9 protein-coding genes are annotated in these 13,323 nt (G+C 32.7%); 4 read left to right on the top strand and 5 right to left on the bottom strand.

What is annotated here, in order from left to right:
* Positions 1 to 65: 65 nt before the first annotated feature.
* On the bottom strand, positions 66 to 2,492 hold the full coding sequence (gene pheT, locus GQR95_RS15475; protein WP_159023996.1) for a phenylalanine--tRNA ligase subunit beta: 2,427 nt from the start codon (positions 2,490 to 2,492) through the stop codon (positions 66 to 68).
* Between the two features lie 120 nt (positions 2,493 to 2,612).
* Between pheT and GQR95_RS15470 the strand changes: the two genes are divergently transcribed.
* A complete protein-coding gene (locus GQR95_RS15470; RefSeq protein WP_159023995.1) occupies positions 2,613 to 3,827 on the top strand; it encodes a TlpA disulfide reductase family protein in 1,215 nt (404 codons plus the stop codon).
* A gap of 1 nt (position 3,828) precedes the next feature.
* Here the strand turns inward: GQR95_RS15470 and recG are convergent, their stop codons facing one another.
* Positions 3,829 to 5,931 (bottom strand): ATP-dependent DNA helicase RecG, encoded by a 2,103-nt coding sequence (gene recG, locus GQR95_RS15465; RefSeq protein ID WP_159023994.1) that lies wholly within the window; start codon positions 5,929 to 5,931, stop codon positions 3,829 to 3,831.
* Between the two features lie 82 nt (positions 5,932 to 6,013).
* Between recG and GQR95_RS15460 the strand changes: the two genes are divergently transcribed.
* Both GQR95_RS15460 and GQR95_RS15455 read left to right on the top strand, forming a co-directional pair.
* Entirely contained in the window at positions 6,014 to 8,029 is a 2,016-nt protein-coding gene (locus GQR95_RS15460; protein ID WP_159023993.1) for a M1 family metallopeptidase, read from the top strand.
* On the top strand, positions 8,026 to 8,940 hold the full coding sequence (locus GQR95_RS15455) for a patatin family protein (RefSeq protein ID WP_159023992.1): 915 nt from the start codon (positions 8,026 to 8,028) through the stop codon (positions 8,938 to 8,940). The genes GQR95_RS15460 and GQR95_RS15455 overlap by 4 nt, the downstream gene beginning before the upstream one ends.
* A gap of 12 nt (positions 8,941 to 8,952) precedes the next feature.
* On the opposite strand, the gene GQR95_RS15450 is transcribed toward GQR95_RS15455, so the two are convergent.
* The 3 genes from GQR95_RS15450 to GQR95_RS15440 form a co-directional block, all read right to left on the bottom strand.
* The gene (locus tag GQR95_RS15450; RefSeq protein WP_159023991.1) at positions 8,953 to 9,288 is read right to left on the bottom strand and encodes a n-acetylglutamate synthase; all 336 of its coding nucleotides are present in this window, start codon (positions 9,286 to 9,288) and stop codon (positions 8,953 to 8,955) included.
* A gap of 74 nt (positions 9,289 to 9,362) precedes the next feature.
* Positions 9,363 to 9,884 (bottom strand): hypothetical protein, encoded by a 522-nt coding sequence (locus GQR95_RS15445; protein ID WP_159023990.1) that lies wholly within the window; start codon positions 9,882 to 9,884, stop codon positions 9,363 to 9,365.
* Positions 9,885 to 9,964: 80 nt separating this feature from the next.
* Positions 9,965 to 11,509 carry an FMN-binding glutamate synthase family protein gene (locus GQR95_RS15440; RefSeq protein WP_159023989.1) on the bottom strand — a complete coding sequence of 515 codons (1,545 nt, stop codon included), beginning with the start codon at positions 11,507 to 11,509 and terminating at the stop codon, positions 9,965 to 9,967.
* A gap of 189 nt (positions 11,510 to 11,698) precedes the next feature.
* On the opposite strand from GQR95_RS15440, the gene GQR95_RS15435 reads away from it, so the two are divergent.
* Positions 11,699 to 13,228, top strand: a complete 1,530-nt coding sequence (locus tag GQR95_RS15435; RefSeq protein ID WP_159023988.1) for a hypothetical protein — start codon at positions 11,699 to 11,701, stop codon at positions 13,226 to 13,228.
* Positions 13,229 to 13,323: the final 95 nt, after the last annotated feature.

The raw sequence follows: 13,323 nt of genomic DNA, 5'->3' as shown, positions 1-13,323 counted from the left end.
TAATTTTTGACACAAAAAAAGCCTGCATTTGCAGGCTTTTTTCATGTTATATATTTAGAGCGTACTTATCTTAACTCTGCACCTAATTTGTTTTCAAAATTAGATTGTAGTTTAGACATAATCTTATCAATTTGTTTATCGTTAAGTGTCTTGTTTTCGTCTTGTAAAATAAAGCTCACAGCGTAACTTTTTTTACCTTCAGGTAAGTTTTTACCTTGATACACATCAAATAGGTTTACATCTTTTAAAAGTTGCTTCTCTGTTTGTTTTGCAATAGTAAATATTTCTTCAAAAGTAACTTGGTTGTCTAAAAGTAAAGCAAAATCACGACGCACTGCTGGGTGTTTAGCTATTTCAGAATATTTAGTTTTATTGTGCTTCGCAAAATCTATAATGGCATCCCAATTAAAATCGGCAAATAAAACTTCTTGAGAAATATCAAAATGTTTTAGAATGCTAGATTTTACTATTCCAAATTCAACAAGCTTTGTTTTTCCTAATCCAAATTGTAAACCTTCGCTAAAAATATCGTTAGAAATAGGAGAGGTTCTGTATTTAGATAAACCTAAACGTTCTAAAACGGTATTAATAATTCCTTTCATATAAAAGAAATCACTTTTTTGAGCTGCAGCGTTCCAAGTTTCAGAAGCTTTGTTTCCGGTAACAAAAAGCGATAAATGTTTAAACTCTTCTCTGTTTTCGTTAAACTGGTGGTATGTTTTTCCGAATTCAAAAAACTTTAAATGCGGACGTCTTCTGTTTATGTTGTGCGACACAGCTTCTAAACCAGAAAATAATAACGATTGTCTTAAGGCAGATAGATCGTTACTTAATGGGTTTAGCATGCTAATGTTATGTTCGGCTTGTAATTGTTCACTTAAAGCAACGTAATCTGGCGATGTTAATGAGTTGGCCATGATTTCGAAAAAGCCTTGAGCAGCTAGTTGGTTTCCAATAATGTTTTGAAGCTTGTGATCTTCAAAACGAGATGAATTAGAAATAGAAGCTTCTAATTTTTCAGATGTTTTTACATTGTTATAACCGTAAACTCTTAGAATTTCTTCAATAACATCTGCTTCACGTTGTACATCGTTTCTGTAAGCAGGAATGGTTAATCCTAATCCTGTTTCTGTAACGTTGTTTATTTTTATATCTAAAGACATTAAAATACGTTTAATAATGTCTTTTGGAATTTCTTCACCAATAAGACGTTTTGCATTATCAAAACTTAAACGCACTTGAAAATCTTCTATTTTATTACTGTAAGAATCTATAATGTCACTAGAAATTTCTCCGCCAGCAAGTTCTATAATAAGTAATGCAGCACGCTTTAATGCATATTCGCATAAGTTAGGGTCTATACCTCTTTCAAATCTAAAAGATGCATCTGTATTAAGTCCGTAACGTTTTGCTGTTTTTCTTACGCTTACAGGATTAAAATAAGCACTTTCTAAGAATACATTAGATGTGTTTTCTGTAACACCAGATTTTTCGCCTCCAAAAACACCAGCAATACACATTGGTTTTTCTGCATCGCAAATCATTAAATCATCTTCATGTAATGTACGCTCAATACCATCTAAAGTTGTAAACTTAGTTCCGGCTTCTGCAGTTTTAACAATTACTTTCTGACCAGAAATTTTATTAAAATCGAATGCATGAAGTGGTTGCCCTAAATCGTGAAGCACATAGTTTGTTGCATCTACAATATTATTTTTAGGTGTTAAACCTATAGCTTTAAGACGGTTTTGTAACCATTTTGGAGATTCTTCTACTTTAACTCCCGAGATGCTAACACCACAATAACGAGGCGCTAATTCTTTATTTTGCACATCGACATCTACACGAAACGATCTGTTGTTTACATGAAAAGCACTTACAGAAGGTGTAATTAATTCGGCATGAATATCTTTTTGAAGTAAACCAGCTCTTAAATCGCGAGCGGTTCCATAATGGCTCATGGCATCTGCTCTGTTTGGAGTTAAACCAATTTCGAAAACCAAATCGTTTTCTACATCAAAAAGATCGGCAGCAGGTGTTCCGGGTTTTAAATCAGCATTTAAAACCATAATACCTTCGTGAGATTGTCCTAAGCCAAGTTCGTCTTCCGCACAAATCATCCCAAAACTTTCTTCACCTCTAATCTTACCTTTTTTAATTGTCCAAGCTTCACCAGTTTCGGTGTGTAATGTTGTTCCAATAGTTGCTACAGGTACTTTTTGCCCAGCATCTACATTTGGAGCTCCACAAACAATTTGTACAGGTTGCTCTTCGCCAATATTTACAGTGGTAATTTTTAATCTGTCTGCGTTAGGATGCTGTATGCAAGTTAATACTTCTCCTACAACAATACCTTCTAAACCGCCTTTTACAGATTGAAAAGCGTCTATACCTTCAACCTCTAAACCAAGGTCTGTTAAAAGTTCTCCGGTTTGCTCTGCAGACCAGTCGGTTTTAATAAATTGTTTTAACCAATTATATGAAATCTTCATGTAAAGCGTGTTTTCTTAAAAGGGCAAAGATAGTAATACTTCAACGTCTATAAAATTGTAAAATGTTTTTTATTGTAAGGAATTTTGTGTTTCTTCGATTACTATTAAAAAAAATATTTTATGCGCTATTTCTTATTGCTATGTTTTTCCTTATGTCTATTTAATTGTGAACAATCTCATTCAGAAAAATTAAAGACAGGAACGTGGAGAGCCACGTTAGAAACTCAAGATAATGAAGTGTTACCATTTAATTTTGAAGTGATAAATGATACACTATTAACTATTTTTAATGCTGAAGAACAGATTAAGGTTGATGAGATTACTTATTCTAATGATAGCATAACAATTAAACCACCTGTTTTTGAAGGTTATATAAAAGCAAAATTTGTTGATGAAAATACCATTGAAGGTCTTTTTATTATAGATGTCTTAGACCGTTCTGTACCATTTAAGGCTGTATTTGGTAATTCCAATCGTTTTGAAAGCACTAAAGATGCCACTGTTAATGTACAAGGCAATTGGGAAACAACATTTAGTCCAGATAGTTTAGAGGTTTTATATAAATCTAAAGGTATATTTAAGCAGGATGGAAATACTGTTACAGGAACTTTTAGAACGACAACTGGAGATTATCGCTTTTTAGAAGGAACTATGGAAGGGAATACCATGAAATTGTCTGCTTTTGATGGGGCTCATGCTTTTCTTTTTACAGCCCAAGTAACCGATAGTACAATGTCTGGAACGTTTTATTCTGGAAATCATTATAAAGAGCCTTTTGTAGCAAAACGTAATGCTGAATTTGAATTGGCAGATGCAGATTCTTTAACCTTTTTAAAACCAGGATTTGATGCTTTAGCGTTTACTTTTCCAGACCATACAGGAAAGATGGTGTCTTTGTCTGATGAGCAATTTAAAGATAAAGTTGTGGTTGTGCAGCTTATGGGAACTTGGTGCCCGAACTGTTTAGATGAAAGTAAATATTTTGTAGAATACCTAAAATCTCATAAAACGGAAGATATTGCCTTTATCGGGTTGGCTTTCGAATATTCTAAAACTAAAGACAAAGCATTTAAAAACATAGAACGTTTAAAATCAAGATTAGGCATTCCTTATCCTATTTTATTAGCTCAATACGGATCTACAGATAAGGAAGCAGCTCAGGAAAAATTACCAATGTTAAACCATATTTTGTCTTACCCAACGGCTATTTATGTAGACAAGAAAGGTGTGGTAAGAAGAATTCATACTGGGTTTAATGGGCCAGCAACAGGAGCTTCTTACGATGAATATAAGTCTGAATTTGAATCGTTTATTTCAGAATTACAAAACGAATAGTTTAACTAATATAATTCCAGATATTCTTGTATTTGGCTAATTGTTGGTAGGTAAATAAAATAGGACGATGCAGGTCTTTAATAAGTCTTGGGTCGTCTTTTAGTATTTTTATAGCATGAAAGCGTGCTAGTTTTAAAATGTCGTTATCTTTTATAATATCGGCAATTTTTAAATTTAAAACACCACTCTGTTGTGTTCCCATAATATCTCCTGGGCCACGTAAACGTAAGTCTACTTCGGCTATTTCAAAACCATCGCTAGTTCTTACCATAGTTTCTAAACGTGTTTTACTATCGCTACTCAGTTTGTGGCTAGTCATTAAAATACAAAAACTCTGTTCTGCACCACGTCCAACACGACCACGTAATTGGTGGAGTTGCGATAATCCAAAACGTTCTGCACTTTCAATAATCATTACAGAAGCATTGGGTACGTTTACTCCAACTTCAATAACGGTAGTGGCTACCATTATTTGTGTTTCTCCTTTAATGAAACGTTGCATTTCAAATTCTTTATCGGCAGGTTTCATTTTTCCATGCACAATAGAAATCTGATATTTTGGAGAAGGAAAATCTCGAGAGATACTTTCGTAGCCATCCATTAAATCTTTATAATCCATATTCTCGCTTTCCTGAATTAACGGATAAACAATATAAACCTGACGGCCTTTATCTATTTCATCTCTAATAAAACGTAATACTTTTAAGCGATTAGAATCAAACCTGTGAACCGTTTTTATGGGGCGTCTTCCTGGTGGTAATTCATCAATTACAGAGATGTCTAAATCGCCATAAACAGACATGGCTAATGTTCTAGGAATAGGTGTTGCCGTCATCACTAAAATGTGAGGAGGAATTGTGTTTTTTTGCCACAATTTACTTCTTTGTGCGACTCCAAAACGGTGTTGTTCATCTATAATTGCGAGGCCTAAATTTTTAAATTTAACCTTGTCTTCAAGCAATGCATGTGTGCCAATTAAGATGTCTAATTCTCCATTTTCTAAAGCTTCATGAATTATTTTTCTATCTGAAGTTTTGGTTGATCCAGTTAGTAGTTTTATGCTGATGTTTAGTTCTTTACATAAGTCGTTTAATCCGTTAAAGTGCTGGACTGACAAAATTTCAGTAGGCGCCATTAAGCATGCTTGAAATCCGTTGTCAAGTGCGATTAACATTGACATGAGTGCCACTATAGTCTTTCCAGATCCTACATCGCCTTGCAAAAGCCTATTCATTTGTGCATTACTCCCTAAATCTGCTCGAATTTCTTTAATTACACGCTTTTGTGCATTAGTTAAATTGAAAGGTAAATGGTGTTTAAAAAAGGTATTAAAATGTTCGCCAACTTGATCAAAAGGAAACCCTTTTATTTTTGATTTATGTATTAAATTTTTCAGAATTAATTGCAACTGAATGTAGAATAATTCTTCGAATTTTAATCGGAATTGTGACCGTGCTAACAGCTCTTGGTTTTTTGGAAAATGGACATTAAATAGCGCTTCAGATTTAGAAACTAATTTTAATTCCGTTAATAGATCTTGAGATAAAGTCTCTTCAAATTTACCATGAGTTTCAAGAAATAATTGTTGCATTATTTTACTAAGCACACGATTTGTAATTCCTTTATTCGATAGTTTTTCAGTAGAAGGATAAACCGGTTGCATCGCAGAACGCAGATTTTTTTCATGTTCTTCTAGCAGTTCCATTTCTGGATGTGGCATGCTAAATGTGTTTCCGTAAGCATTCGTTTTTCCGAATATTACATAATCTGTATTTAGTTTTATGCTTTCTTTTAACCATTTAAATCCACGAAACCAAACCAATTCCATGGCGCCACTATCGTCTTTAAATGTGGCTACTAAGCGTTTCTTTTTTCCTTGTGTTACTTCTTTTAGTCCTGCAACTCGTCCTGTAATTTGTACATCGGCATTATTGCGCTGTAATTGGGCTATTTTGTAGTACTGCGTTCGGTCTAAATACCGATTTGGAAATAAATTAATTAAATCTTGATAGGTGTGTATACCAAGTTCTTTTCTCAGTAAATCGGCACGATTTGGGCCAACACCTTTTAAGTAGTCTATGGGGGTCTGAAGCTTGGAATTCATAAAAACGAAGATAATTCTTATACTTGAAACATAAAACCTTAAATTTTATCAATTTTACTAAAACCTTTGCTATATTTAATATATGAAGTATTTTTTATACCTTTTTTTAAGCACATTTAGTAGTCTGTTATGGGGACAACAAATTGATGATGTTGATTTTAAGTCGATTACTGCGAATGTAATAATTAATCCCATTCAGAAAGAAATTTCAGGAGATGTAACATACATTTTTGATGTTTTAAACCCAACCGATTCCGTTTTTATTGATGCTAAGCAGATGGAAATCTCTAAAGTGATGCTTAATAAACGTGAAATTTTATTTAAAAATGACGGAAAAAAGCTTTGGTTGCTGGTTCCGTTTGAAAGAAGTGACAATAATAAGCTTAGTATAAAGTATATTGCGCACCCTAAAAAAGCCATGTATTTTGTAGGTTGGGAATACAATGGAAGCGCTCAAGTTTGGACACAAGGACAAGGGAAATATACTAGTAATTGGTTGCCGAGTTTTGATGATATGAATGAAAAAACAACGCTAGATCTTACTGTAAATTTTCTTAAAAAGTATAGTGTTATTGCAAACGGTGAGTTAGTGAGTAAAACAGAAACAGATGTGTTAACAGCATGGCATTATGTTTCTAGTAAACCTATGAGTAATTATTTGTTTGCAATTGCTGCTGGTAAATACAATAAGAAACTACTGTGTTCTAAAAAAGGAATAACTCAAGAATTGTATTATTATCCTGAAGATTCGCTAAAAGTAGAACCAACGTACAGGTATAGCGAACAGATTTTTAATTTCTTAGAGTCTGAAATAGGTGTGGCATATCCGTGGGAGAACTACAAACAAATTCCCGTAGCAGATTTTTTATATGCAGGAATGGAGAACACCAGTGCAACTATTTTTTCTGATGCTTATCTGGTAGATAATATTGGTTTTGTAGACCGTAATTATGTAAATGTTAATGCGCATGAATTAGCACATCAATGGTTTGGCGATTTGGTAACAGAAACGTCTGGAACGCATCACTGGTTACAAGAAGGATTTGCTACTTATTATGCATTGTTGGCAGAACGCGATGTTTTTGGAGACGATTATTATAAAATGCGGATGTATGAATATGCAAAAGAACTTGAAGCGCAAGATAAAAGCGGACAAAGTACAGCGTTATTAAATCCGAAATCGAGTAGTACAACCTTTTATAAAAAAGGAGCTTGGTTATTACATGCTTTACGTGTTAAAATAGGAGACAATGCGTTTCGATTAGCAGTAAAACGCTATGTACAAGCTCATGCCTTTAAGAATGCAGAAAGTAAAGATTTTATAAAGGAAGCAGAAGCGGTTAGCGGGCAAAATTTAGATGCTTTTTTTAATTTATGGTTAAACACTGTAGAGTTTCCTATGGAATCTATTTTGAATAATCCTAAAGACGAGATGAGTTTTTATATCAAACAATTGGAACATTTAGATTGTATGGCAGAACATGATGCTAATTTTTTGGTAGATCCTGCTAAGTTCTATTTTAAAAAGCAAGAACTCTTAAAAACGCATCCGGAATTAATAACAGAAGATTTAATACTTAAGAATGGAGTAGAGGTAAGACAAACTGTAGCGCAAATGTTATCTAAAATCCCTTTAGAACTGCAAGCAACTTACGAGACCTTTTTAGACGATAAATCGTATCAAACACAAGAAATGGCGTTGTATAATTTATGGGTAAATTTTCCAGATCGGCGTTCAGACTATTTAGAGTATACTAAAGATTATATAGGTTTTAAATCTAAAAATATTAGACAATTATGGTTGGTCTTAGCGCTTTCTACACCTGAATTTAAACCAGAGAACAATCAGCAGTATTTAAATGAAATAGTTAGTTATTCGGGACCAGAATATGATTTTGAAGTCAGAGAATTAGCGTTTAGTTATATAGATGCTCTTCAGTTATACACAGAAACTTCTATTTCAAATATTATACAAGCCACACATCATCATAATTGGCGATTAAGTAAAACAGCGAAGCACATGTTATCTGCTTTAAAGCAAAACCCAGAGTACACTTCAATTATAAATACACTTGAGAACGTAGAGACAAAATTATGAGAGCATTAGTAATTTCTGGAGGAGGAAGCAAAGGCGCTTTTGCAGGCGGTGTAGCGCAGTATTTAATTGAACAAAAAAAAAGAGAATACGATATTTATTTAGGGACTTCTACAGGAAGTTTACTTATTCCGCATTTAGCAACGGGAGATTTAGATAAATTGTATGACATTTATACAAATGTGTCTCAGAGAGATATTTTTAGTGTGAGTCCATTTGTACAACATAAAAAAGGAGATCGGGAATATGTTTCTATTAATTATGTGAATTCCTTGCTTCAGTTTATAAAACGTAAACGTACGTTTGGAGAAAGTAAATCTCTTAAGCGGAATATTAGAAAAAACTTGACTTTACAGGAATTTAATCAGATTAAAAAAACAAAATCGGATGTTGTTGTAACGGTTACAAATCTTTCTAAAGGTAAGGTTGAATATAAGTCTATACACGAGTTTTCGTATGAGGAATTTTGTGAATGGATCTGGATTTCTTGTAATTACATTCCGTTTATGTCTATTGCAACAGTAAATGGGTATGAATACGCCGATGGCGGATTTTCTTGCGTTGTACCTATTCAGGAAGCTATAAAACGAGGAGCAACAGAAATAGATGCTGTTATTTTAGAATCTGAACAAATGAAGGAGAATAAGGTTTTGGGACAAAATCCGTTTTCGTTAATGATGAATTTGTTTGGGCATGTTGTAGATCAATTAGAATATCATGATATCATGATTGGAAAACTGGCTGCAATTCAGAAAAAAGTAAAGCTTAATTTATACTACACACCAACACAGTTAACAGAAAATTCTTTAATTTTTAGTAAGCCTTTAATGGAAAAATGGTGGAAACAAGGATTTGATTATGCAGAAAAGAAACAGTTTAATGGATCGTCTTCTATTTCTAATAAAGAAAAGTAAGGTTTTTTTATTTTAAAGTTCTTCTAGAATAGATGTGCCTTTAGATTTGTCTCCAGAAGTCCATTGCCATGATTCGTGGAGTCTAATTTTTCCGTTAGGAAGTATTTCAGGAGTAGACGTACAAATACCTGTCATTAATTCACCTTTTGTATTAACTTGATGGTAACGCATGTTTACCTTCCCAAGATCGTCTACCAATCCAATTAAATGCCCGCTAACAATGTGTCCGCTTCTATAGTTAGAAGTTAGTATATTTCCTGTTTGTTTGTATTCAAAAATAGTTTCAGCCGTAGTTTCTCCGTTTTTAGAGTTTTCTACAGGACTGAATTTTTTAGAATTGTAATTCATTTATAACAAGGAAAATTAATAAGAATACAGATTGAGTATCTTGTTTTGTATCAAAATATTCAATCTGAAAAAGACTACCACATATCGCTAACTTCTTCTTTTATAAAAGATAAAGCAGCATCGCTTGGTGCGCGTTTTTCCATCATTTCAGATAAGACAACTTCACGTAATTTGTCGGCAGTATCTGTTTTTTCTAACATAGAAGCTTTTCTTACCATTTGTATGGTTGCATTTTTTGCAGCTGTAATTATGCTCCAACATTCATCGCTAATATAGATTTGTTGCGATAAATTATGCTCGAATTCTTGTTCAATATTATTAATTAATAACATTTCGTAATCTCCTTTATTATCAGACATTGGTTGTACACGAATTAATAATTTAGAAGGTGTTATACGTTCTAAAAACAAAGTCATACGTTCGTAAGCTTGTAAACGTAAAGGTAAGGAGTTGACTTGCATTTCCTTTTTTAATAAAAAGCGTCTGCGACCATCTTCGTTTTTAGTGTGTTCTTTAAAGAAATAAAAAGCAATCATACCTGTTACTAGTGCAGGTATAGTGTATAAAAATAAATTAATTATAGAATCAAGATTCATGTGTATGATATTTAGAGCAAAATTAAAATGTTTTTCTGTTTTAGCAAAACAATAAGCTTAGTGATTTTTTAATGTTATTGTTAGACTGTTTTTCCGCCTAAATACTGACAATCTTTTAAATCTTGCATGCCTTTAAAAGGAACAGGTGTTTTTTCGTATCTGTAAATTTCATCTAATTTAGACGTTAAATTTTCATCGTCTACATTAATGTTTATGTCGTGCATTGTATACTGACAAGGATGTTCGTATCCAGAGGCATGAGTAATTTCTATAAATTCTTTACTAAAGGTTTTAAAGTATTGTGCTAAACGTTCAGATTTTAAAGTTGGATCTATACCATTTTGCAACCATTTACTTTGTGTAGCAACACCACTTGGGCAGCGGTTTGTATGGCAAACTTGTGCTTGTATACATCCAATACTTAGCATAGCTTCTCTTGCAACGTTTATACAATCTGCACCCATAGCAAAAGCCATAGCAGCTTTAGCAGGAAATCCTAATCGGCCACTTCCAATAAAAACAATACGTTCTGTTAATTCACGCTCTAAAAACACTTTGTATAGGTAATTAAAGCCATAAGACCATGGTAAAGAGACGTGATCTGCAAAACTAGGAGGTGCTGCTCCTGTTCCTCCTTCACCACCATCTACGGTGATAAAATCAGGTCCTTTTCCTGTTTTAACCATAAGATCTGCAAGTTCTTCCCATTGTTCTATTTTTCCAATAGCAGCTTTTACACCTACAGGTAAACCTGTAAGATCAGCGATATTTTCAATGAATTCTATAAGTCCAGGAATATCTTTAAAAGCAGAATGACTTGGTGGAGATATAACATCTCTACCAATAGGGACGTGTCTGATTTTAGAAATTTCTTCAGTAATTTTAGCAGCTGGTAAAACACCACCTTTTCCTGGTTTAGCACCTTGAGACAATTTAATTTCTATAGCTTTAATAAAAGGATTGGCTTCAACAAGAGCAACAAGTTTGTCCATTGAAAAATTTCCGTCATCATCACGAATTCCAAAATACCCTGTTCCGATTTGGAATATAATATCTCCTCCGTTACTGTGGTAGGGAGATAAACCGCCTTCACCAGTATTATGGTAAGCACCTGAAATTTTTACACCTTTATTTAAGGAGTCCATTGCTTTTGCAGATAATGAACCAAAACTCATTGCAGAAACATTTATTATAGATGCTGGCCTAAACGGACGTTTTCTATTGTGATATGCACCCATTACTTTAGCGCAAGGCACAAAGGTTTTATCTTCAATATTTGGATGATTTCCTTCAGGTTTATAAGGTAACATGGCGTTGTTTACAAACATATGCTGATTGGCATAAATATCGCGATCTGTACCAAAACCTTCGTAATTGTTTTCGTTTTTAGCCGAAGCGTAAATCCAACCACGTTCTATACGATTAAAGGGAAGTTCTTCTCGGTTATTAGCTACAAAATACTGGCGCATTTCTGGACCAATACTTTCTAAAAGATATCGAATATGGCCAACAATAGGAAAGTTATGACTAATTGTATGTTTTTTATTGAAAAAAACATCTCGAATTGTTACTATAATTAGGATTAGGATAATCCACATCAACCAACTGATATCGCTTATAGCCATATTATGTATATTTTATGTTATTGGGTTAAATATATTATAAATAAAGCAAAAACATTAAAGAAGATTTCGTTAACATTATGTTGTCTTAATTATTTTAAGAATCTTAATATATAACATCTAATGTTTCAGAAATTTAAAAAAATAGTAATTATCTTATTATCAGTTGTTTGCGTATGCTGTTTTGTTGTTTTGTTTTTTGTCAATAGTATTGTAGAACGTAAGTTAAAAGAAACATTAAAGGATTTACCAGAATCTGTACATTTTAGTTACTCCGGTTTGCATGTAAATGTGTTTCAGGGTGTACTTTTTGTAGAAAATCCAGAATTAGAAGTATTAAGCGATGTTACTAATGAGGTGAATTTAAAAGTTAAACTTGAAGATTTTAAATTGAAAAACGTTAGTTATTGGCAATATGTAGTTAACGGCACTATTCATTTAGATCAGGTTTTACTTCAAGATGCTCAGGTTTCGTATATAAAAGGACGTAAGAAATCAAATAGCAATGCAATGCAAACGGAAAGAACGTCGGCTTCAAAATCAGATCAACAGTCTAAATCGTTAAAATCATTCAATAAAAGCATTAAAATTGATACGTTTAATTTGAGTCATGCATTATTAACGGTGTATGAAGGTGTTTCAGATTCTATATTTTTAAAATCTGAAAGCGTAAACATTACATTAAACGGTATTTCTTTCGATTCTATTTCAGCTAAAAAAAATATTCCTTTTACATATTCTAATTATCGCGTATTAACAGATTCTTTAAAATTTAATGTTGGCGTTTATGAGACTGTAAGTTTACAAGAACTTAAGTTAACAAAAGAAGAATGGCAGGTTAGTGGTTTTAAATTCCAAACAAAGTATTCTAAGGCTAAGTTTTCTAAGATGTTGAAAAAGGAACGCGATCATTTTAATGTACAAATAGATTCCTTTTATATCAAACAACCCGAATTTGGATCTGTAAATAATCGTTTTTATTTCAAGTCGGATACTATACTAGTGAAACAACCGGATATTAAAATATATAGGAATAAATTGGTGGCAGACGATTATACTGTAAAACCATTATATAGTAAAATGTTACGCGACTTAAAGATCGATTTAACTTTACCTATTCTTATTTTAAGCGATGGTAATATTGTGTACGAAGAGAAGGTGAAAACAGGAGTACGTGCTGGAAGTATAGTGTTTAAGGATTTTAATGCAACTATAAAAAACATTAGTAATACGTATAAATCTCCCACTAAAACGGAATTAGATATACAGACCAATTTTTTTGGAACCGCACCTTTACATGCCAATTGGACGTTTGATGTTAATAATAAGAATGACGATTTTACTTTTAAAACCCAAATTGGAACATTACCAGTTTCACGATTAAATAGATTTACGGAACATAATTTAAATATAAAGTTAGAAGGACAGTTTGATAAAATTTATACTAGAATTGATGGAAATGTATCGCGTTCGTTTTTCGATTTTAATGTGAAGTACGAAGATGTTAAGGTTCATGTTTTAAATAAAAAGAAAAAGCGAAATCGGTTTTTATCTTCAATCGCAAATATTTTTATAAGAAGCGATTCTAATAAAAACACAGATGGATTTATAGAGAAAAAAGGTCGTGTTACTCGCGATAAAACAAAATCTGTTTTCAACTTTTTTTGGTTAAATATGCAAGAAGGCTTAAAGCTTGTGTTTCTTGGAGATGGCATTATTTAAAGGGGTTTTGTGCGATTTCAATTTGTAAATACACCCAATGTTTATAATTTTTTATAAATCTATTTACTTTAACGGGTAACAAAGGTTAATTTTAC

Origin of the sequence: Formosa sp. L2A11, from assembly GCF_009796865.1 — a bacterium.
Classification (GTDB): Bacteria; Bacteroidota; Bacteroidia; order Flavobacteriales; family Flavobacteriaceae; genus Formosa.
The sequence above is the reverse complement of the archived record's forward strand: the minus strand, read 5'-3'. Positions and strand labels throughout refer to the sequence as shown.

Bases quoted from the DNA above. Each gene is read 5' to 3' on its own strand.
- pheT (WP_159023996.1), bottom strand. From the start codon at position 2,492: ATGAAGATTTCATATAATTGGTTAAAACAATTTATTAAAACCGACTGG.
- GQR95_RS15470 (WP_159023995.1), top strand. From the start codon at position 2,613: ATGCGCTATTTCTTATTGCTATGTTTTTCCTTATGTCTATTTAATTGT.
- recG (WP_159023994.1), bottom strand. From the start codon at position 5,931: ATGAATTCCAAGCTTCAGACCCCCATAGACTACTTAAAAGGTGTTGGC.
- GQR95_RS15460 (WP_159023993.1), top strand. From the start codon at position 6,014: ATGAAGTATTTTTTATACCTTTTTTTAAGCACATTTAGTAGTCTGTTA.
- GQR95_RS15455 (WP_159023992.1), top strand. From the start codon at position 8,026: ATGAGAGCATTAGTAATTTCTGGAGGAGGAAGCAAAGGCGCTTTTGCA.
- GQR95_RS15450 (WP_159023991.1), bottom strand. From the start codon at position 9,288: ATGAATTACAATTCTAAAAAATTCAGTCCTGTAGAAAACTCTAAAAAC.
- GQR95_RS15445 (WP_159023990.1), bottom strand. From the start codon at position 9,884: ATGAATCTTGATTCTATAATTAATTTATTTTTATACACTATACCTGCA.
- GQR95_RS15440 (WP_159023989.1), bottom strand. From the start codon at position 11,509: ATGGCTATAAGCGATATCAGTTGGTTGATGTGGATTATCCTAATCCTA.